The following is a 22168-nucleotide window of genomic DNA, read 5'->3' on the forward strand; positions in this document are numbered from 1 at the left end:
TTTAACATGATTTGGCTAGAGATAGAAGGGAAGGCTTTCCTAGACTTTTCGTCAATTCTTGCACTAGTCCTGGTCCTTGGAGTACATAAGTTTTACAATATCTGAAAAAAGAGGCGTCATGCTGGTACTATTTTCATTCGTTTCAAAACTGACCGTAACCAATGCATATTTAGGATTTTTATAAGGGAAATAGCCTGCAAACCATTTATTGAGCTCCCCTTTTTCAGTTTCCATCTGTGCTGTTCCAGACTTGCCTGCGACCTCTACAGGCAAATCCTTCAAGGAAGCACCAGTCCCTTTCTCTTCGGTTACGACTTTCCGTAAGAGATGCTGCAGCTTCATTGTTGTATAGGGAGAAAGGGAATTTCCATCCATACTTTGATTTGGAAAGCTTACAACGGTCGTACTATTGTTAAATTCAACCTTTGACACGGCTTTAACCTGTTCTTTCTTACCGCCGCGGGCAATCGTCGCCATCATGTTGGCTATTGCAAGCGGTGTCGTTTGGACATCCTGCTGACCAATTGCTGTTTGGGCAATCATTTCAGGGTCCTTTTTTAAATCGTCATCATGCCAAACCTTTCCTTTTTGTTCATGATACAGTTGAGTAACTGCTGTATGATACACATCACCCTGCCATCCCGATTCGCCGATTAAGCCTAACATTTTTGCATATTTATCTAGATAGTCAGGGTCTTTCACAGCGATTTCCTGTGACAACTCGGCAAACGTCCTGTTACAACTTTGAGCAAAGCTGTTTTCAAAATTAAGCATGCCCAGCTCCCTCTGTTTATCTGTTTTTCCTTTAATCGTCAAATTACAATTGAATGTTCTTGTAGGACTAGCTGCTTCATAATCAATTGCTGCTGCAGCTGTGACCGTTTTGAAAACGGAGCCCGGCGATGTTTGAGTTAGCATCATATTGATGGCTCCTTCGCCATTCGGATCCTTTATATCAAGGGCTGGACGTGATACCATGGCTACGATCTCACTTTTTTCTATATCAATCAGTACGAGCCCCCCTTTTTTTATCCCGCGTTCATCGACAAGCTTCTCCGCTTTTTCTTGGATTTCTTTATCAATCGTTGTTATAACTTTCACTGGATAGAGCGGGTTTGCAGGTTCTACGTATTTTACATCCACACCGAACATTGGACCGCCAGTAGCATCTACATGAAAAACGAGCTTTGATTCTCCTGCTGAAAGCAAGAATTCGTCAAAGGTTCTTTGCAGTCCAGTATTGCCGATCTTCGTTTCGGCAGCTAGTTCCATATCCGGGTAACGCTTTTTCTTTTCGGCATCTGATATATTCGTCGTGCCAATCAATTGCGCTGCCGGAGTTTGATCGTGATATAGCTTTTCTTTCACAGCAAAAACCCCAGGGATCTTCATTTCATTGATAGCCTTCGATTGGCTGGCCGTTAACTCAATCGGTTTATCTCCGCCAAAAACAAATGGTTCATCCGATTCCGCAATTGCCCTTTTCAACTCCGATTCCGGTCTGCCGATAATCGAGGCAATTTCATCTATAGGCCATGTCATTTTGTTCAAAAATGGAAACAGCACAAGGGTTGGAATCTCTTCATGGGCAAGCGGCTCTCCATTTCTGTCATAAAACTTCCCCCGCCCATCATCAATCTTTAAAATCTGCGACCGCTGGTTTACACTTGCTTCTATTAAATTCACATCATGTTTAGAGAAAGATTCTGTCGATACAAGTTGGATGTAGGCAAGCCTGCCTATGAGCATTAGCATCAAAGTAGCCAATACAATAGCCAGCATCCTCATTCGTTTCTTTTTCATAAAAATACACCTCGTAACCATTGTTGACGAGGTGTGAATTTTTAAACAATTATGAACAAATTTAAAGTTGCTTGATTTTCTACTTTTCTTCAACTTATAAAGAGACTAACATTATTCCGACAAAAAGAGGATGCCCTCAAGGGGCACCCTCTTTAAATGTCATTAGCTAATTGACACAATTTTAACGCTCATTTCGCCGCCAGGTGTCATAATCGAAACCTTGTCGCCAACTCTTTTTCCAATTAAGCTTTTGGCAATTGGAGAATCATTTGAAATTTTCCCTTCGAATGGATCCGCTTCAACGCTACCAACGATCGAATAGGTTTCTTCGTCACCGTTTGGAAGTTCTACAAACGTTACAGACTTTCCAAGTGATACTGTATCTGTATTCGAATCATTGCCTTCAATGATTTTTGCATTACGAATCATGTTTTCGATTGTAGTAATACGCCCTTCAACAAATGCCTGCTCTTCTTTTGCGGAATCGTACTCTGAGTTCTCAGAAAGATCTCCAAAACTGCGGGCGATTTTAATTCTCTCTACAACTTCTTTTCGTTTAACTGTTTTTAATTGTTCCAGTTCCTGTTCAAGCTTTGCTTTACCTTCATTAGTCATTGGATATTCTTTTTCAATTGCCAAAACCCTTCACTCCTTCAAATTCTTTACAGCAAGCATTCGCTGTGACAAGTTTATGTACTATATAAGTTCTTAACCCTAAATACTTGAGTCAGATTTATATATGCGCGCCTTTAATAATGAGCACGCTTTGATACTAAGAAACAAACCGTTCCTTAGTATATAAACCGACTGCATTGAGCAGCCGGTTCGTTCTGTATCAAGAATAGAGTATTGCGTTTTCCAACATTTGTCCAGTCTTTCCCAATAAATAAATGGGATTTTTAAAAAAACGAAGGAAAATGGCACCTATCATTATTTATGCTATGTTATTACAAAAAAGACTTTTGTTCAAGGATTGTTTGTATTTTTGTTACCATAAGGTCAATCGCCACATGGTTTTGACCACCTTCAGGAATGATGATGTCGGCGTAACGTTTCGTCGGTTCGATGAACTGATTGTGCATCGGTCGAACGACGCTGATGTATTGATCGATGACAGAATCTAAGGAACGGCCACGTTCTTTAATATCGCGCGTCATTCGGCGAAGTATCCGCAAGTCTGCATCAGTATCTACATAGAGCTTCATATCCATCAAATTTCGAAGGCGCTCATCTTCCAGCACCAGAATCCCCTCAAGAATGATAACATCCTGTGGTTCAACGGTGATGACTTCATCTGAACGTGTATGAATCGAATAATCATAAACAGGCTTTTCTATCGTTTCATAGCTTAGCAACGCATTAAGATGCTCGATTAACAAATCATTATCAAATGCGAGCGGATGATCATAATTTGTTTTCAATCGTTCTTCAAATGGCAGATGGCTCTGATCTTTATAATAATAATCTTGTTCGATCATCAAGATTGAATGCCCTTGAAAGAATTCAAAAATTGAACGGGTAACACTTGTTTTACCTGACCCTGACCCGCCGGTAACTCCGATGACTACTGGTTTTTTCCCTGTCATGTTAATTCTCCTTCCGCATCATATTGTTCACATATACTTGCTTGTCTACTTGAATGCGGACAATTTGAAGCGGATGGCGTGCTGCGTCCAACTCATTACCTGACTCATCCCAGATAGTGCCTATTTTTTGAGTGAAGTTTTCGATTTCCGGTCCGAAAAATTCCACTTCATCACCAGGCTTGAAGAAGTTACGCTGCTGAAGGGTTACGATTTGAGTTTCCTCATTGTAATCAAGCACCAGTCCAGCGAAGTCGAAGCGAGTCTTTACGGTATGATTCCCGAACATTTGCTGTTTATACCCAGGAATTTCTCCCTCCATGAACGCCGATGCTGTCTCGCGGTTCGCACATTTGTCCAACTCTTCCAACCATTCTTGCTTAATCTTGAAATTATCCGGATCGGCACAATACGCATCAATCACTTTACGGTAGACACTGACTACTGTAGCGATATAATGAATGGACTTCATCCGGCCTTCGACTTTTAAGCTATCAATGCCGATTTCAATCATGCCAGGCAAAGATTCAATCAATTTCAAGTCTTTCGGACTCATTGCGAATGGAGCATCTTCTTTATCAAATAAAGCTTTTTCCCCGTCTTGATTTAATTCATATAAATCATAATCCCAACGGCAAGACTGGCAACAGCCGCCTCGGTTCGAATCACGTGCAGTCATATGGTTTGAAAGGGTACAGCGACCAGAATAGGCAATACACATTGCACCGTGAACGAACGCTTCGATTTCAATATCGACTTTCTCCTTCATTTCACGGATTTCCTCAGCACTTGTCTCACGTGCTAAAACAACACGCTCCAGACCTTCCTCTTTCCAGTACTGAACAGCCTTCCAATTCGACAACGACTGCTGTGTGCTTAAATGGATTTCAACGTTAGGAGCAACCCGCTTACAAGTTTCAATAATTAATGGATCAGCAACGATAATTCCATGAACACCGGCCTCCTGAAGGCCTTCCAGATATTCTTCAAGTCCATCAATATTTTCATTATGAGCGAAGATATTCGTAGTCACATATACTTTAGCACCATATTTTTTAGCGAATTCGACGCCTTCCTTCATTTCCTCAAAAGTGAAGTTACCGGCATTTGAACGAAGTCCGTATTCCTGTCCGCCAATAAACACAGCATCTGCGCCATAATGGACAGCTATTTTTAATTTTTCCAGGTTGCCAGCAGGAGCCAGCAATTCTGGTTTTTTAACAATGACTCTCTTTCCATCAACTATTTTGGAAATTTTATTAGCAATAGCATTCAAGGCTATTCCTCCTCTTTCTCTTACCCTTTTCTTTAATAAACCGATTCTTTAAAGAAGAATCCTGTATCCAACTCACGGTTTTCCGGCTGAATCGCTTTGACTTTTTCATATAGTTCTGTTTTCATATCATCATAACGGTCCGTATCTTCTACACATACATCAATCGCTTCACGATATAATTTTGTTATTTCTACGATATACTCAGGCGTTTGTAGCACCCCTTCAATTTTCAAAGAATCAATATCCGCTTCAATTAATTCCTGAAGTTCATCAATCATGCACATATCGTTCGGACTCATGATATGCGTTCCATTTTCGTCTTCATAAATCGGATATTTATTTTCACGTTCCTTGTCATGCAGGAACATACTTTTTTGTTCCTTCCGATTTTCCACTTCTAACGCTTTGCCTTGGTATTCGAAATAGTTACCTAGCAGCGAGCGCTTCGATTGGAACATGCACGTCATACCATGGACCTGCACTTCAATCTCGACTTCGGCATTTTCCTTCATTTCAACAATTTCGTCCAAACTTATTTCACGAGCAGCCAAGGCACGGACAGCACCGCGTTTTCCCCAATAATTACACGTGTACCAGTTCGTTACCGTCATCTCTGTATTCCAGTGCAACGGCATATCCGGCGCTACAGCTCGAACGGCCATTAGGACAGCAGGATCTCCGAAGATAATCCGGTCGGCCCCTGCTTCCTTAAGGAAAACGACATATTCTTCAAGCTCGTCCACTTTTTCATTATGAAAAATAGCATTCATAGACACGTATACTTTTTTACCTGCTGCATGTGCAAGTTCAATTGCTTTCTTGACGTCCTCACGTTTGAACTCCCCTGCTAGACGAAGCGCATAACGTTGTTCCCCGATAACGAATGCATCAGCACCCGCATCGATAAGCGCTGTAATATGAGTGACACTTGTCGGAGTCACGAGTAATTCAGGCTTTTTCATTTTTGTCACCTCTATGTTTACTTATGGCCACACCATCACCAATCGGCAGAATTACTGTATCGTAATGTGGATGATTGTGTAACCAATTGTTAAAGTCTCTAATTTTTTTTATAAGAGCACGTTTTCGTCTCGTCATTTCCATTTCTTCTATGTTTTCAGCAACCAAGCCTTTAAATAATACATTATCAGTAATAATAATGCCAGCATCCTTCAGGAATGGCTCAAACAGCTCAAAGAAGCGCTTGTACTGCCCTTTAGCTGCATCAACAAAGATGATATCAAACGGACCATGTTCTTTTACTAGCGGCCCTGCTTCAAGGGCATCCCCTTCAATAAGGGTAATCCGTTCCAAAAGGTCAGCCTTAGCAAAATTAGCTCTCGCTTGTTGAATTCGAGCTTCATTCCGTTCAAGTGTGACGATACGTGCTTCTGGCAAGGTTTCAGCCATTCTTATAGCCGAATAGCCAATCGCTGAGCCAACTTCCAATATCGCCTGCGGTTGATGAAGCCTCAAAATCTGGAGTAGCACCTCTATACCTTCCGGCTCCATGATCGGCACATTATTTTCCAGTGCAAAATCCTCTAACTCCTTAATTAAACCCGTACGTTTTGGGATTAAGGAATGAAGATATTTTTCTATTTTTCCGTTCAAGACATTTCCTCCAATAATAAGAAAAACGAAAGCGCTTTGGTTGGTTCAAGCAGAAGATGAGGTGGACCGAAAGATAATCAGTACCTTTCAAGTGCCATCATCTTTACACAACATGCTGAAACCAGTATGCTTGACGATCTATATTTCCTTATCTTTCAAAATAAAACCCGGCAATCGCCGAGTTACAGTCATCGATAAAAATCGGATCTGAAATTTCACTTTTACTATTCTATCATAAAAACAAGGGGAAAGTAATATCCCTCCCCCCTAGTCGCTTTAGCTATCAGCTATTATTTATTGGTAATATGTTCTGCCTTTTTATTATTGTGATCTTCCAACGTTTTCGAATAAAGAACTTCTCCTTCAGGTGTTGCCAAGAAGTATAAGAAATCTGTCTTCTCAGGCTTTAACACCGCATCAATCGATGTCGTTCCGGCATTGGCAATCGGACCCGGCGGCAACCCCTTGTTCTTATACGTATTATACGGAGACTTCACTTCAAGGTCTTTGTATAGCACCTTACTTTTATGTGAACCTTTTGCATACAAAACGGTCGGATCCGTTTGTAGCGGCATATCTTTCTTGATACGATTATAGAAGACGGAAGCAATTTTCCCACGGTCTACCTGGGCAGTTGCCTCTTCTTCAACAAGCGAAGCAAATGTCAACATCTGATGAACAGAATAATCTTTTTTGTTCATCTGCGTTTCATATGCCTGCAAGGTCTCTTCCGTTTTCTTCAGCATCTCAATTACTACTGCTTCTAAAGACGGTTTTTCCTCATAAAAGTCATAGGTCGCTGGGAATAGATACCCTTCAAGCGGATACAAAACATTTTTATTCTCAATCTCCGACGTTAACAGCTCCGGAAATCTCTCTTGCATGGAATTAACGAATTTCTCACTATTCAATGTCTTAAAAATTTCTTTCGGATCTTGATCCGTCTTCACGGCAATGATATCAGCAATCTGAATTAGCTGCTTTCCTTCTGGAATCGTTATTTTCATGGTCGCTTCTTTCATAAGTTTCCCGGTTTTGATGCTAGTCACAATATCTTGAATTGGCATGGATGGTGATAATTTATACTCCCCTGCCTGAAAACCGGATTCATTACGGAATTTAATATAATATTTGAATACACGGGCGTCCTTGATTATCCCCTGCTCTTCAAGCAATGTTGAAATTCCATTCACGGAAGAACCGATTGGAATCTTCACTTTCTTAATCGTGTCATCGTCAGGATCAACTGGCTTCATGGCTGAGTTGATATATAAAAAGCCCACAAGACCAACTATCCCGATTAATAAAATTAGCGAAGCTATCGTAATCATGATAATTTTACGAACAAGCCTTGCTTCTCCTTGCTGTTCTAACAATTTCATTCGAATATGTTCCTTTTTTGATAAATTATGATCTTTTTCATCCATTTTCATTCCCCCTGCAAACTCACACCAACTACATAATGGTTCCTAGAAGATGCTTTCTCTAATTAGACTTTGCTTCGAATATTATACTAAAACCAACAAATAAATACATGTTTTTTGCAAAACTACATTCGTTATTACTCTATTTATGGCAAAATCGCACTAGTTTTGTCAATATACAGGTGTTATTTAATAGGGAATTAGTGATATTTTTTAGTAATCAGCTGTAATAGACTTTCATGAGATTTTCTTCGATTACGAGTGGTGTTTCAGACATTTGATAAAATAAAAAGAATATTTATGTGGTTATGCTACTATTAATTTTAGATAAAGAAAGGTGTGAAGGAGTTGGATAATTCTTATTTTGTTGGTTGGGGGACACTAGCACTCATTAATGCCGGGCTTGCTCAAGGTAAAAATAGAACGGCTTTGAAATGGTTCATATTATCATTATTTTTAGGTCCACTCGCCACTTTTATTCTTTTGTTTGTGGAGAAAAGATAAGGATTTTTTGGTACATAATGAAAAAAACTGACCTTGGTTTAAGGTCAGTTTTTATATATATTATTCTTCTTCAGCTTCTTCTTGGTCAAGGAATGTGTTTAACATTTCTTCGACTAGATCCCATTCTTCTTCTGTTTCGATTGGTGCAAGTTCACCATCTTTATTATCTTCGCTTGGTGTGAATGATGAAGCGTGGATTTCAATTTCTTCCTCGTCATCTTCAGCAGACATCGGATAGTAAAGTACATAAGATTTGTTAAATTTATCAGAATCGAATGTGAACAGGATTTCGCAAAGCTGCTCGTTTCCGTTTTCATCTACTACTGTAATGTTGTTTTCGCCGTGTTCCATTTGTATTCACCTCATATTGAATTTGTTTGTCTGTCCAAGAAACCTTGTAGAATCATGACAGCTGCCATTTTATCAATGACTTTCTTACGTTTGCTTCGGCTCACGTCCGCCTCAAGAAGAACACGTTCAGCCGCCATCGTTGTCAACCGTTCATCCCAGAGAAACACCGGCAGCTTGAATTTGTTTTCTAAACGTTTGGCGAAATCTTGGCTGATCTCACCGCGCGGTCCAACGGTTCCGTTCATATTTTTGGGTAAACCGAGGACAATTTTAGAAACTTCATGTTCTTTTATTATTTCATTGAGACGTTTAAAGCCGAAGTCATTTCCAGCTTCGTTAATTTTGATTGTTTCCAATCCTTGTGCAGTCCACCCCATCGCGTCACTCACGGCAACGCCGATGGTTTTTGAACCTAAATCAAGTCCCATTGTGCGCATTAGTATTCCTCTCGATGGTTCTTAAGATACGATTTAACCAATTCTTCAATGATCTCATCGCGTTCAAGCTTACGAATAATGTTTCGAGCATCCATATGGCGCGGGATGTAGGCCGGGTCACCAGATAATAGATAACCGACAATCTGGTTAATCGGGTTATAACCTTTTTCCTGAAGTGCAACATAAACTTGAGACAATACTTCCTGTACATCTCTTTCGAATGGTTCTTCGGGAAAATTAAATTTCATCGTTTTATCAAAGGAACTCATTATCATGCACCTCTCCTCAGCGTCCAGAATCCATTATTATCTTCATTGTACAACACTTTTCATTGATTATGAAATCGTTAAGACCCATTCTTCAACAAAATTAAGTGCTGCATCTAATTTTTCTGGGTCTTTTCCACCGGCTTGTGCCATATCTGGACGGCCGCCGCCGCCTCCACCGCACCGAGATGCGACTTCTTTAATTAATTTACCGGCATGGAAACCGCGTTCGATATAATCCTTCGTAACTCCGGCAATCAAATTGACTTTATCGCCTTGAGCCGATCCTAATACGATAATGACAGAATCAAGCTTTTGTTTCAAATCATCTGCCATAGCACGTAGATTATTCATGTCAGTAGCTTGAACTTTTGCCACTAATACTTGTACACCATTAATTTCTTTTACGTTAGAAACAAGGCTTCCTGCTTCAATATTACTTAATTTTGCAGTCAAGCTTTCATTTTCACGATGAAGATCTTTCACTTCCGCTAAAACTGTTTCAATTCTTGAAGGTACATCTTTCAAGTTTGTTTTCAATTTAGCAGCTGCGTCTTTTAATACACCGATTTGGTCAGTCATCAATTTGTATGCTCCTGCTCCTGTTACTGCTTCGATCCTGCGTGTACCCGCACCGATGCCGCTTTCAGAAACAATTTTGAACAAGCCGATTACCGCTGTATTCGGGACGTGAACACCGCCGCAAAGCTCAAGACTATAATCGCCAATTTGAACGACACGGACTATCTTGCCGTATTTTTCGCCGAACAAGGCCATCGCGCCCATTGCTTTTGCTTCTTCAATGTTTTTATAATCCGTATTCACTTGTAAGCTTTGCCAAATTTTTTCATTTACAATCGTTTCAATCTGTTCAATCTCTTCTGCTGTAATCTGACCGAAGTGAGAGAAGTCAAAACGAAGACGCTCAGCTTGGACCAGTGAACCAGCTTGGTTAACATGTGTTCCTAGTACATCTTTCAAGGCTTGATGTAAAAGATGTGTCGCCGTATGATTTTTCGTAATATGGATGCGGTTTTCTTGATCTACCGCAGCTACAATTTCAGTGTCTGTAGTCAAAGTGCCGGCTACAACAGTTACACGGTGCAGGTTTTGGCCATTTGGTGCTTTTTGAACATCATGTACATTCACTTTAACGGATTCACTAGCCATCGTTCCCTTATCAGCTATTTGTCCGCCGCTTTCTGCATAGAAAGGAGTTTGGTTCAGAATCACCTGAACTTCTTCGCCTTCTTGCGCTTCTGTTACAAGCTCGCCATTTTTCACGATTGCCGCAACTTTTGCATCAACTGCCACCTGATCATATCCGACAAATTCACTTTCAACTTTAATGTCGCCTAATACTCCACCTTGAATCTGCATGGAATCCACATCTTGACGCGCAGAGCGAGCACGTTCACGCTGTGCTTCCATTTCTTTTTCGAAGCCAGATTGATCAATCGTCATGCCTTCTTCTTCCGCATATTCTTCCGTTAATTCGATTGGGAAGCCGTATGTGTCATACAAACGGAATGCATCGCTACCTGGAATGACTGTGCCGCCTTTTTCTTTTTCTTTTTTGATGACTTCAGAAAGAATAGCTAGTCCATCATGAAGCGTTTCATGGAACCGTTCTTCTTCATTCTTGATTACTTTTGCAATGAATTCTTTATTAACGAGAACTTCTGGGTAGAAATCTTTCATGATTTCACCAACCACTGTCACAAGCTCGAACATGAATGGACGGTTAATGTTGATTTGCTTCGCATAACGAACCGCTCTACGAAGTAAACGACGTAGCACATAGCCGCGACCTTCATTGGATGGAAGTGCTCCATCTCCAACAGCAAATGCTACTGTACGTATATGGTCGGCAATGACTTTAAATGCCACATCTTTTTCTACATCGACACCATATTTCACATCAGAAATTTCTTCAACAGCGCTAATAATTGGGATGAACAGGTCTGTATCATAGTTTGTAGCCACATTTTGCACGACTGAAGCCATACGTTCTAGACCCATGCCTGTATCAATATTTTTCTTCGGAAGCGGTGTGTAAGAACCGTCAGGATTATGGTTAAATTGAGAGAACACAAGGTTCCAAACCTCTAAATGCCGTTCATTTTCGCCACCTGGATATAATTCTGGATCATTCGGGTCATCACCATATTCTGGGCCACGGTCATAGAAAATTTCCGTATTCGGGCCACTTGGACCTTCACCGATATCCCAAAAATTTTCTTCCAAACGGATGATTCTTTCAGCAGGAACACCGATTTTTTTATTCCAAAGCTCAAATGCTTCGTCATCTTCCGGGTGGATTGTCACCGCTAATTTCTCTTTGTCAAAACCAATCCATTTTTCGTCAGTCAAAAATTCCCATGCCCATGTGATTGCTTCTTCTTTGAAGTATTCACCAATGGAGAAGTTACCAAGCATTTCAAAAAACGTATGATGACGCGCAGTTTTCCCCACGTTTTCAATATCGTTTGTACGAATTGCTTTTTGTGCATTTGTAATTCTTGGATTTTCAGGAATCACCCGTCCGTCAAAATATTTCTTTAACGTTGCTACACCAGAGTTGATCCATAGCAATGATGGATCTTCATGAGGAACCAATGACGCACTTGGTTCAATGTTATGGCCTTTTTCACTAAAAAAATCTAAATACATTTGGCGGATTTGAGCACCAGTTAAATACTTCATCTATATATCCTCCTTTAAAATTATGTAATTTTGAGCACACAAAAAACTCCCATCCCAAAAACAGGGACGAGAGTTAACTCGCGGTACCACCCTGATTATGGACGTAGAAAAAGCCTCCGTCCATCACCTTCATAAAAGCCTTAACGCGGCATGACGGCAGGTATTAGCTGCTCTCCGGACTAGCTTTCTGCTGCTCTTCACCTTGCAGTCCCTTTCAGCCAGGGGGACCCCTCTCTTTTAGATGGACTTCAGCATACTTCATCCTTCAACGAATTATCTTATGTAATGGATTATATTCACAAGACTTTTATTTGTCAATAAGGGGCGGCTTCTTTCTGAAGTGAACACGGGCATGAAGCACAAAAACTTTCAGTACAGCCAAGATAGGGATTGAAAGTACCATTCCCGTAATCCCGCCTATTTCACCTCCAGCTACCAATGCAAGCATGATGAAAAGTGGGTGCATATGGAGGCTTTTCCCGACAATAAGAGGTGACAGAATATTCCCCTCAAGAAATTGAAGCACAAGCACGATGACTATGATAATCATCACCATTTTCACAGATATTGTGGCGGCAATTATTACCGCAGGAATGGCCCCGATAATCGGACCAAAATACGGTATGACATTGGTTATTCCGATAATCGCTCCTAACAACAACGGATATTGCATTCCGACTATCCAAAAAAGAAAGGATGAGATCACTCCAATCGCAACACAGACGATAATTTGCCCGCGGATATACCCACCTAGGGAAGCATCAACATCCCGTACGAATGCACGTCCCTGCTTGCGCCATTTTTTCGGGGTCATATACCAGGCCATTTTTTTTAACGCAGCAAAGTCTTTCAGGATGTAAAAAGCAATGAATGGAATAAGCGCAATCAGAACAACGAAATCAAACAGCTTCATCGCATACTCCATCGCTTTTTCCGGCATACCTTTCAGCCAGCCTTCGAAAAGAACGACCCCTTCTTCAAACCTTTCATGTATCCCGAACGGCCAGGCCGCCGTTTGATGATTGAGCCTGTCTACCCTGCCTTGATACTGCTCGACCAGCTCAGGAACACTTTCTGACAGCTCACGCACCTGACTAACCATCACCGGAATGCCTTTATAAACCGCAAATCCTATGCCTCCAAAAAACAGCAAGTAAATGATTGTAATGGAAAGCCAGCGATGCATACCTTTCTTATTTAAAAATTCCACAACAGGATGCAATAAATAACTGATGAATGCACCAATTAGAAAAGGCAGCAGTACTGTTACACTTATAGTTACAGCCGGTCCCCACATAGGCTTCAGTTTCATAAAAATATATATAACAAAAAATAAGAGCAATAAAAAACCAAGCCTATAAAACCACTTGAGACGAATACTCACAAAATCTACACCTCCCGCTCGTTTATTCTTCGAAAGGTGAGAGGTTTTCATACATAAAAAAGAGTGCCCTTATCATCAGGACACCCATTCCCTTTAAAGTAATGATTTTATTCTTTTGCGTATTTTTTTGATACTTCGGTTAATCATTTTTGTGTTCATCATGTTCATAAGACCATTACGTGAACGTCTAGCCATTGCAAGCACCTCTTCCGTTAATTACATGCTGAAGCGGCGGTCATTTTCCTCAAACAAGTCGTCTAATGAGCTTAAACTTCCATCTTCTTCGACCTGGTGCGTATTAATGATTCCCTCAGAAATGGTCATTTCAATAAAACAATTCCAACAATAATATTGATTTACACCAATCTTCCCAACATCTTTACTGCGGCAATTCGGACAATTTATTTCCAAAATGGACACCTCACTGTTCATAAACTGAAACAATGATGGTATCCTTCCCTAATGTAGGCGGCTGTTTAGATTCAATCACTGTCGTCTCCGAGAAAAAACCATCCGTTGTTTCATACGCTATAATCGTGCCCATTTTTTCCCTGAAATATACATCCTGCAGTAAACCGAGCTCCTCGCCCATTTCTGAAAGAAGCATTCGTCCCAATACTTCATCCTTTGTTAGCCAGATGGAATCATCAGGCACCTTCTTTGGGGTTGACTCCTGTTGTATGATGATAATCCCATCCGGACCATATGAAGAAATATCGTCAAGAGTCAAATGAAAAGATCTCTTAAACAATGCTTGTTGATGAATGACCAATCCTGTTACCTGACCCGCTTCAGAAATAGATAAATCATGGACCGTGCCGATTCTTTCTCCTTTGATAGTAAAAACCGGCATTCCTTTCAATACAGAAAACGTCCGCAAGGTCATCCCGCCTTTCCGAACATTTTTATTATTTCTTTCATCTCGTAAATAGATGTGCTGAAAGGTTTTCCATTGTTGAATCATCTTAGAAAACGTAAAGTTTCAGGCATAAAAAAAAGACCGGTTTCCCGGTCAAATCTACCTTACCATCCACGGCTAGAACCTCCGCCACCGGAGCTTCCTCCACCACCGCCTCGTGAGCCACCGCCACCACTGCCGCCTCCGCCTCCGCGACTAATGAACATCAAAAGGATATTGATGATAATTTGAAGGAAAAATCCTTTAAACAATTTGGCATCGAGGATGAACAAAATGATGACCCCAACGATGATGAGAAAAATCTGTAAACCTGATGGCTGAAAAGTTCCTGTATCTGTCTGAACGGAAAGATCTTGATAAAACTCGTCACCTAAATTATATTCCTCCGTGACCTCGTTATAAACAGCCTTATAGGTTTCAGTCAGAGCAAGATTGTAATGACCTTCTTTCAGCTGAGGGATTGCCACATTGTCCAAAATCTGTCCTGATTTTATATCAGTAATGGCACCTTCTAACCCGTACCCCACTTCAATCCGGATTTTCTTTTCCTCTTCGGCCAGAACAATGAGGACTCCGTTATTTAGCTCTGCATCCCCGAGCTTGAATTTCCTAAATGCTTCGACCGAGTATTCCTCTATTTCAGAGCCTTCCATTGAGTCAACGGTCAAAACAGAGATTTGTGCTTTTGTAGCATCATCTAATCGTTTTCCCAGTTCTATAAGCTCTGATTTTTCCTGATCATCGAGGACTCCAGCAAAATCCTGGACATAAATATCTCCAATAGGTTTTGGAATGTTAGGTTCTGCTGCGACTACGTTTGCTAAATTGAAAGTGAAAATAAAAAATAGCGCAAACACAGCGAGTTTTTTCATTATTTATCGCTCCCGAAATCAACTTTCGGCGTTTCTTTTTCTTGATCAGTCACTTCAAAATATGGTTTTACATCGAAACCAAATGCGCTAGCCATCATATTCTTTGGAAAGCGTTTAATGGTCTTGTTATACGTGGTTACTTCGTCATTATAGTCTTTTCTTGCGACGGTCAATCTATTTTCTGTTCCTTCTAAACTATCCATAAGGCCCTTAAAGTTCTCATTTGCTTTCAAATCCGGATAGTTCTCGACGACCACCAAAAGACGGCTTAACGCCCCACTCAGTTCTTGATCTGCATCAATGGCATCTTTCGTTGAATTAGCACCTGCCAACTTCGAACGTGCATCACTGACCGCTTTAATGGCTTCAGTTTCGTGCGATGCATAACCTTTTACCGTTTCCACAAGATTCGGAATCAAATCTGCTCTTCGTTTTAATTGGTTATCTACCTGTGACCACTTATTGTCGACGTCTTCATTGGCACTTACAAGACCATTGTAAGAAGAAACCCCATATATGACAATTAACACGACAACAACTAATCCTATAATCCATCCCTTTTTCATCCAAATCCTCCTTACTCTTTCTGCACATATAAACTATATTTTATATTAGTTCCACTAAAACTATGAATTTTAAACAAAATTTATCCAAACCAGGTAAAGAACCAGATATTATCTCCACCTACATAAAATCATAAGGTGTGACATTGCCCATCCCAATCATCGGATCTTCATGCATCAGTATGTCAAAATAACTTTCCTCTTGTATTGGCAACTCTGCAGATTCAGCTGGCATTTCTTCATCATTCAAAGTTTCACGAAGTTTTTCAAGTAATGTAGTTTTCCGGCGCATCTCATCATTGCGCTCGATACCTAAACGGAAAGCATCTTCTTCACCACAAAGTATCAAGAAATTCTTGCTTCGGGTAATCGCTGTATACAATAGATTACGCCGGAGCATCCGATAATAACTTTTTACAACAGGCAAAATCACAATGGGAAACTCGCTTCCCTGCGATTTATGGATTGAACAGCAATACGCGTGGGTAATCTGGTTCAAATCCTGCTTCGTGTAAGTTACTTCAATGCCTTCAAACGATATAATGATCTTATCGACATGATCAGTATTTTCCTTCGCAAACAAAATTGACACAATTTCACCCATATCACCGTTAAAGACGCCTTCTTCCGGCTGGTTCACCAGTTGAAGCACTTTGTCTCCCGTTCGGTAGATCACGTCTCCAAACTTGATTTCCCGCCTCTTTTCATTCACATTGCTATTAAACACTTCTTGCAGCATTTTATTCAATGCATCAATCCCGGCAGGTCCTCTATACATTGGGGCCAGCACTTGAATATCTTTGGCAGTGAAACCCTTCGTCCTGGCATTCGCAACAACTTTCTCAATAACCTGAGCGATTTGGTCAGTCTTACAGCGAATGAACGATCGATCTTCCTGCTGCTTCGTAACATCATTTGGAAGCCGGCCTTTTTTTATATCATGGGCCAGTTCAATGATTGATGAACCATCCGCTTGACGATAAATATGCTCAAGACTGACAGTCGGCACACAATTCGAAGCAAGCAAATCCTTTAGCACCTGTCCCGGTCCGACTGAAGGCAGCTGATCTTCATCACCAACTAAAATCACTTGGCAATTTTCCGGCAAGGCTTTAAACAATTGATGAGCTAACCACGTATCCACCATAGAAACCTCATCAATAATGACAATGCGGCCTTCTAACTGATTATCTTCATCATGGGAAAAGCCTTCACTTCCGTTCCAGCCGAGCAAGCGGTGAATCGTAACAGCGGGAAGCCCCGTCGATTCAGCCATGCGTTTCGCTGCACGTCCAGTAGGTGCCGCAAGCACAAATGGGAACGGATCGCTGCCCTCTTTTTTATAATCGTTAATGTCCATAGACACACCATGAAGTTCGGCATATAACTCGACAATCCCTTTGATAACCGTTGTCTTCCCCGTACCAGGTCCACCCGTCAAAATCAACATAGGCGACTGCAGGGCTGTTTGTATCGCCTCTTTTTGAGCTGAGGCATAGGAAACATTTAGACGCTCTTCCAGCTTACCAAGTGCCAGTAAAAATTCCGATTCTGGGAACTGGTCTTCATACTCGGTTTGTGCTAGCATCCGCTTGATGTTCATAACAATTCCCTTTTCAGAATAGTAAAGGGATGGCAGGTAAATTCGTTGATCTTCGACAACGATTTTACCCGTCTCCGTTAATTCGATTATTTCCGAGGAAATGTTTGTGAACTCAATTCGATCGCGCTTATTTTCCTCAAGCAGCCGCTTGACAGCTTCCAACAGCTGCTCAGCTTCTATGTAGATATTTCCATCCTGCAGACATTGTGATTCTAGTGTATATAGGCACGCAGCCTTGATACGATCAGGATGGTTACCGGAAATGCCTAGCTGATGCCCAAGCTCATCCGCTCGCCCAAAACCAATTCCTTCGATATCCTCCACAAGCTTATATGGATTTCCCTGAACCATGGTGATTGTATCATGCTTATACATTTGATAAATCTTCATAGACAGCTGTGGGCCAAAGCCATATTGATTAAGAGCAATCATTACCTGTTCCAGACCTTGATGCTCGACTAAAGTATCATAGAGACTCTTCGCCTTTTCCCCGGATAGCTTCGGAATATCATCAAGTATGGAAGGCTGAGCCAGAATTTTAGAAATTGCCTTCTCCCCGAGTGTTTTGACAATGCTTTCGGCTGTTTTTTTCCCAATACCTTTGAACAGTTCACCAGATAAATAACTGACGATTCCTTCCTTAGATTGGGGCAAATCCTTTCGAAAATGCTCAACATGAAATTGAAGACCAAAACGTTGGTGCTCTTTCATTGCTCCATAAAAAATATACGTCTCATCCTCATGCATCCTCGGAAAATAACCCGTGACGACCGCTTCCTTCTCGTCATAGTTCAAATTCGTTTCATTCACACGGATTCTTACAACCGAGTACATATTTTCTTCATTATGAAAGATCGTCACTAAATGACTTCCTTTCATAAACATTTTCTCTTCTGCAAACAAATCCATCGAATCTTGCTGGCTCAACGCTTCTCCCCACCCTTCCATACATATGTCGTCTATTTATTCAGCATTCATTTCTTCCATCAATTTCTTACCGTGTGCCGCCAACATATGGTCTGGCTGTGCTTCCAATGCTTTTTCAAAATATGTTATCGCAGCTTGCGGATCTTCACGGTACCCTGCAAACGCAACCCCTAAATTATAATAAGCATCCGCATGGCCTGGATCCTGTTCAACCACTAAATTCAATTGATTGATCAATTCATCATACAGTTCCGCATTTGCTAGGCAAAGCGCATATTGAAACCTTGCATCCACATCCTCAGGACTCAATTCCACCGTTCTCTGTAAATAAGGCATAGCCAATTTCGGTTGATCTAACGCCATCAACGTCAATCCAAGCATAAAGTAAGCATCGCTGTTCTCAAGACCCAAACGGATTGCTTTTTCAAACATATCTTTCGCTTCGACTAATTTAGCATCTGATTCGTAGTATAAGTTCCCTAGCGAATAATAAGCAGCTGCTGCATCTTCATCAAGCTCAATCGCCTTTTTATAAAACTTGATGGCTTTTTCCGTTTCACCGACAGCTGTAAGTACATTTCCAAAGTTTATGTATGCAACCGGCTCCTTCGGGTTTTCTTCTATAGCCTCATTAAAAACTTTAGCCGCTTCTTCGTATTTTCCTTGTTGCATAAACTCAATGCCTTGTTGATTTTTATCCATGATCATTCACGCTCCATTTTTATATTAAAAAGTATAGCACAAGCTAGCAGTGTAATTCAGACGATGCTGTTCACAATCCAAAAGAAGTCCCCAACCGCAAACACAGCTGGGGACATGATTATTTTACCCTACGTAAGTCAGTTTTTCACCTTTTTTAAATACCTCATCAATCGTACCGCCACCTAGGCATACGTCGCCATCATAGAAAACGACTGCTTGTCCAGGTGTAATCGCGCGGATTGGCTCGTCAAATATGACCTCGACATCGCCACTTTCCAATACTTTCACCGTAACGCCGCTATCCTCTTGACGGTACCGGAATTTTGCCGTACACGTAAATTCCGCTGCAGGTTTATGTTCCGCTACCCAACTGACATTCACAGCATTCAGGGAATTGGAATAAAGCACATCGTTATCAAAGCCTTGACACACATATAAAACATTGCGCTTCAAGTCTTTTCCCGCAACGAACCAAGGCTCGCCGCTGCCGCCAATACCAAGACCGTGACGTTGCCCGATTGTGTAATACATCAAACCGTCATGCTTACCCATTACCTTGCCTTCCATCGTAACCATATCACCTGGTTGTGCTGGAAGATAATTGCTTAAAAATTCTTTGAAATTGCGTTCCCCGATAAAACAAATACCGGTTGAATCTTTTTTCGTTGCCGTTGCAAGACCCGCTTCTTTCGCAATTTCACGAACTTCCTTCTTATCAATGTGACCAAGTGGGAACATGACTTTTTCCAATTGTTCTTGAGTAAGCTGGTTCAAGAAGTACGTTTGATCTTTATTATTATCGACACCGCGAAGCATTTTATATTCGCCATCTCTGTATTCAACCTGTGCGTAATGACCTGTCGCTACATAGTCAGCACCAAGGCTTACCGCATGCTCAAGGAATGCCTTGAACTTAATTTCCTTGTTACACATTACGTCCGGATTCGGCGTACGGCCTGCTTTGTACTCATCCAAGAAATACGTAAAAACTTTATCCCAATATTGCTTTTCAAAGTTGACTGCATAATAAGGGATACCGATTTGATTACAAACGGCAATCACATCATTGTAATCTTCCGTTGCTGTACAGACTCCGTTTTCATCTGTATCGTCCCAGTTTTTCATGAAAATCCCAACTACGTCGTAGCCTTGATTTTTCAATAGCAGGGCTGACACAGAAGAATCGACGCCTCCTGACATCCCAACGACGACGCGGGTGTCTTGTGGTGCTTTATTCATTCTGTCACCTCATTTATTTAAAGAAAAAATTATTGTTGTACCAATCTTTTAACGATCTTCACGGTTGTTTCAGCAGCCTGCCTAACTTCCTGTTCGGTGTTGTTCAGACCGAAGCTGAAACGAATCGAATTCTTCGTCCGCTCCGAACCTTTTCCAAACATCGCTACGAGCACATGCGACGGTTCAATTGACCCAGCTGTACAAGCAGATCCACTTGATACCGCAACACCGGCCAAGTCCAGATTAACGAGCATCGATTCAACATTCGTACCTGGAAAACTAACATTCAGCACATGTGGCAGCGACTGCTCCATAGATCCGTTAATTTCATATTGTACATCCGCCTCGTCAAAGACGGCAAGCAATACGTCTTTAAATTGCAAGTATTGCTCCGTTTTCTTATCCATCATACTTTGAGCAATCAAAACCGCTTCGGCAAAGCCAGCAATTGCCGGCACACTTTCCGTACCAGCCCGGCGTTTACGCTCCTGTTCTCCGCCATATAAATGGGGATTCAGCTTTAACCCTTCGCGCATATATAAAAAGCCGACTCCTTTTGGTCCGTTGATTTTATGCGCTGATACACTCAGCAAATCCACACCCAACTCGCGGACATCAATATGAATCAGTCCATATGCCTGTACCGCATCAGTATGGAAAAAGGCTTGATGATCTTTAAGCAGTTGCCCGATTTCAGCAATCGGCTGGATTGTCCCAACTTCGTTATTGCCGAACATAACCGAAACCAAAATTGTATCATCCCGCAATGCCGCTTTTAAATCGGCAATCGAAATAAGCCCCGCTTCATTCACAGGTAAATATGTGACCTCAAAGCCAGACTTCTCAAGGAATTGGCATGTATGCAATACTGCATGGTGCTCAATCTCTGTCGTAATGATATGCTTTCCCTTTTCTTTATACGCATTCGCAACCCCAATAATCGCCGTATTATCTGCTTCTGTTCCACCGCTCGTAAAAATGATTTCATTCCGCCCGGCCCTGATACTTGTGGCAATACTTAAACGCGCTTCATCTAAAACATGGCGCGCTTCCCGCCCGAACGCATGAATACTAGACGGATTACCAAAGTCATGGCTCATGACTGTCATCATCTTATCAATCACATTCGGATGCATCGGTGAAGTCGCAGCATGATCTAAATATATTCTGTTCACTTTTTTGTCGCCTCCATTAAAAAACGCAAGCGCCTATATAATAGGCGCGTTGCTAATTACTTAAATATAATACATATAAGAATTGATTTCACCAGTATCCTTGTAGTTCGCCAAATCCATCAACGTAGTATTATCCAATACATCCTTCACAGCATCACGAATCCGAATCCAAAGCTGACGTTTTACCGGCTCTTCATCCTCAATTCCCTCAACCGGAGTAATCGGTCCTTCCAATACGCGAATGACATCACCAGAAGTAATCTCCTGAGGATCTTTTGATAGGACATACCCACCATATGCACCACGAACACTCTTCACCAATCCTGCATTACGAAGTGGCGCAATCAGCTGCTCCAAATAATGCTCTGACAAACTATGCGTCTGAGCAATCGATTTCAAACTTTTCGGACCTTCTCCATAATGTTTAGCAAGCTCAATCATGATCGTTAAACCATAGCGGCCTTTAGTAGATATCTTCATTAATATACACCTCATATTATTTATCCGTTTATAAATTCTGTTGAAATTATAGCATATTCCCACTAGAAATGCATTCACCCGCCCTCCATTTGTCAAATTATCCTAATTGGAGAGGTAGGAAAAGAGCTTAAATATATTGCTCAAGGACGAATTATTCCGCTTGACGGACGATTTATCTTCTCTCAAGGACGAATTATTCCGCTGACGGACGATTTATCTTCTCTCAAGGACGAATTGTTCCGCTGACGGACGAATTATCTTCTCTCATGGACGAATTATCCCACATGTAGGACGATTTATCTTCTTTCATGGACGATTGTGCCGCTGACGATTATCTTCT

Annotated in this window: 22 protein-coding genes and 1 other annotated feature; of the genes, 1 reads left to right on the forward strand and 21 read right to left on the reverse strand. The window is 41.3% G+C overall.

The window, feature by feature from the left end; all coding sequences use genetic code 11:
- Nucleotides 1–63: 63 nt before the first annotated feature.
- From AKG34_RS16280 to mltG, 7 genes are all read right to left on the reverse strand, one after another.
- Nucleotides 64–1803, reverse strand: coding sequence for a peptidoglycan D,D-transpeptidase FtsI family protein (locus AKG34_RS16280; protein WP_053347044.1), 1740 nt, complete (start codon nt 1801–1803; stop codon nt 64–66).
- Nucleotides 1804–1965: 162 nt separating this feature from the next.
- Nucleotides 1966–2442 (reverse strand): transcription elongation factor GreA, encoded by a 477-nt coding sequence (gene greA / locus AKG34_RS16285; protein WP_053347045.1) that lies wholly within the window; start codon nt 2440–2442, stop codon nt 1966–1968.
- Nucleotides 2443–2750: 308 nt separating this feature from the next.
- Nucleotides 2751–3389, reverse strand: coding sequence for a uridine kinase (gene udk, locus AKG34_RS16290; protein WP_053347046.1), 639 nt, complete (start codon nt 3387–3389; stop codon nt 2751–2753).
- Nucleotide 3390: 1 nt separating this feature from the next.
- Nucleotides 3391–4662 (reverse strand): peptidase U32 family protein, encoded by a 1272-nt coding sequence (locus tag AKG34_RS16295; protein ID WP_053347047.1) that lies wholly within the window; start codon nt 4660–4662, stop codon nt 3391–3393.
- 32 nt (nt 4663–4694) lie between these two features.
- Nucleotides 4695–5624 (reverse strand): peptidase U32 family protein, encoded by a 930-nt coding sequence (locus AKG34_RS16300; RefSeq protein ID WP_053347048.1) that lies wholly within the window; start codon nt 5622–5624, stop codon nt 4695–4697.
- Nucleotides 5611–6276, reverse strand: a complete 666-nt coding sequence (locus AKG34_RS16305) for an O-methyltransferase (protein ID WP_083450817.1) — start codon at nt 6274–6276, stop codon at nt 5611–5613. Before AKG34_RS16305 ends, AKG34_RS16300 begins: the two co-directional genes overlap by 14 nt.
- A gap of 290 nt (nt 6277–6566) precedes the next feature.
- The gene (gene mltG, locus AKG34_RS16310) at nt 6567–7709 is read right to left on the reverse strand and encodes an endolytic transglycosylase MltG (RefSeq protein WP_053347050.1); all 1143 of its coding nucleotides are present in this window, start codon (nt 7707–7709) and stop codon (nt 6567–6569) included.
- A 339-nt stretch (nt 7710–8048) separates the two neighbouring features.
- On the opposite strand from mltG, the gene AKG34_RS28345 reads away from it, so the two are divergent.
- Nucleotides 8049–8204, forward strand: coding sequence for a hypothetical protein (locus tag AKG34_RS28345; protein ID WP_169787520.1), 156 nt, complete (start codon nt 8049–8051; stop codon nt 8202–8204).
- A gap of 60 nt (nt 8205–8264) precedes the next feature.
- Here AKG34_RS28345 and AKG34_RS16315 read toward each other — a convergent pair whose 3' ends face one another.
- From AKG34_RS16315 to cymR, 14 genes are all read right to left on the reverse strand, one after another.
- A complete protein-coding gene (locus tag AKG34_RS16315) occupies nt 8265–8555 on the reverse strand; it encodes a DUF1292 domain-containing protein (protein WP_053347051.1) in 291 nt (96 codons plus the stop codon).
- An 11-nt stretch (nt 8556–8566) separates the two neighbouring features.
- Complete coding sequence (ruvX, locus tag AKG34_RS16320) at nt 8567–8992, reverse strand: Holliday junction resolvase RuvX (RefSeq protein WP_053347052.1); 426 nt, start codon at nt 8990–8992, stop codon at nt 8567–8569.
- Entirely contained in the window at nt 8992–9261 is a 270-nt protein-coding gene (locus tag AKG34_RS16325) for an IreB family regulatory phosphoprotein (protein WP_034311358.1), read from the reverse strand. The genes ruvX and AKG34_RS16325 overlap by 1 nt, the downstream gene beginning before the upstream one ends.
- 66 nt (nt 9262–9327) lie before the next feature.
- On the reverse strand, nt 9328–11964 hold the full coding sequence (gene alaS / locus AKG34_RS16330; RefSeq protein WP_053347053.1) for an alanine--tRNA ligase: 2637 nt from the start codon (nt 11962–11964) through the stop codon (nt 9328–9330).
- 59 nt (nt 11965–12023) lie between these two features.
- Nucleotides 12024–12242: a binding site (T-box leader), on the reverse strand.
- Nucleotides 12243–12271: 29 nt separating this feature from the next.
- Nucleotides 12272–13348: an AI-2E family transporter gene (locus tag AKG34_RS16335; RefSeq protein WP_053347054.1), complete on the reverse strand. Its 1077-nt coding sequence runs from the start codon at nt 13346–13348 to the stop codon at nt 12272–12274.
- A 216-nt stretch (nt 13349–13564) separates the two neighbouring features.
- Nucleotides 13565–13780 carry a YrzR-like zinc ribbon domain gene (locus tag AKG34_RS16340; RefSeq protein ID WP_053348138.1) on the reverse strand — a complete coding sequence of 72 codons (216 nt, stop codon included), beginning with the start codon at nt 13778–13780 and terminating at the stop codon, nt 13565–13567.
- Entirely contained in the window at nt 13770–14228 is a 459-nt protein-coding gene (locus AKG34_RS16345; protein ID WP_053347055.1) for a PRC-barrel domain-containing protein, read from the reverse strand. The genes AKG34_RS16340 and AKG34_RS16345 overlap by 11 nt, the downstream gene beginning before the upstream one ends.
- Before the next feature lie 143 nt (nt 14229–14371).
- Nucleotides 14372–15139, reverse strand: a complete 768-nt coding sequence (locus tag AKG34_RS16350) for a TPM domain-containing protein (RefSeq protein WP_053347056.1) — start codon at nt 15137–15139, stop codon at nt 14372–14374.
- Nucleotides 15139–15705 (reverse strand): LemA family protein, encoded by a 567-nt coding sequence (locus tag AKG34_RS16355; protein WP_053347057.1) that lies wholly within the window; start codon nt 15703–15705, stop codon nt 15139–15141. Before AKG34_RS16355 ends, AKG34_RS16350 begins: the two co-directional genes overlap by 1 nt.
- Before the next feature lie 118 nt (nt 15706–15823).
- Entirely contained in the window at nt 15824–18232 is a 2409-nt protein-coding gene (gene recD2, locus AKG34_RS16360; protein WP_053348139.1) for an SF1B family DNA helicase RecD2, read from the reverse strand.
- Between the two features lie 36 nt (nt 18233–18268).
- On the reverse strand, nt 18269–18934 hold the full coding sequence (locus tag AKG34_RS16365) for a tetratricopeptide repeat protein (RefSeq protein ID WP_053347058.1): 666 nt from the start codon (nt 18932–18934) through the stop codon (nt 18269–18271).
- Between the two features lie 123 nt (nt 18935–19057).
- Entirely contained in the window at nt 19058–20173 is a 1116-nt protein-coding gene (gene mnmA, locus AKG34_RS16370; protein ID WP_053347059.1) for a tRNA 2-thiouridine(34) synthase MnmA, read from the reverse strand.
- A 29-nt stretch (nt 20174–20202) separates the two neighbouring features.
- Entirely contained in the window at nt 20203–21348 is a 1146-nt protein-coding gene (locus AKG34_RS16375) for a cysteine desulfurase family protein (RefSeq protein WP_053347060.1), read from the reverse strand.
- Between the two features lie 60 nt (nt 21349–21408).
- Nucleotides 21409–21828: a cysteine metabolism transcriptional regulator CymR gene (gene cymR, locus AKG34_RS16380; protein WP_053347061.1), complete on the reverse strand. Its 420-nt coding sequence runs from the start codon at nt 21826–21828 to the stop codon at nt 21409–21411.
- Nucleotides 21829–22168: the final 340 nt, after the last annotated feature.

It is taken from the genome of Peribacillus butanolivorans (genome assembly GCF_001273755.1).
Lineage (GTDB): Bacteria > Bacillota > Bacilli > Bacillales > DSM-1321 > Peribacillus > Peribacillus butanolivorans.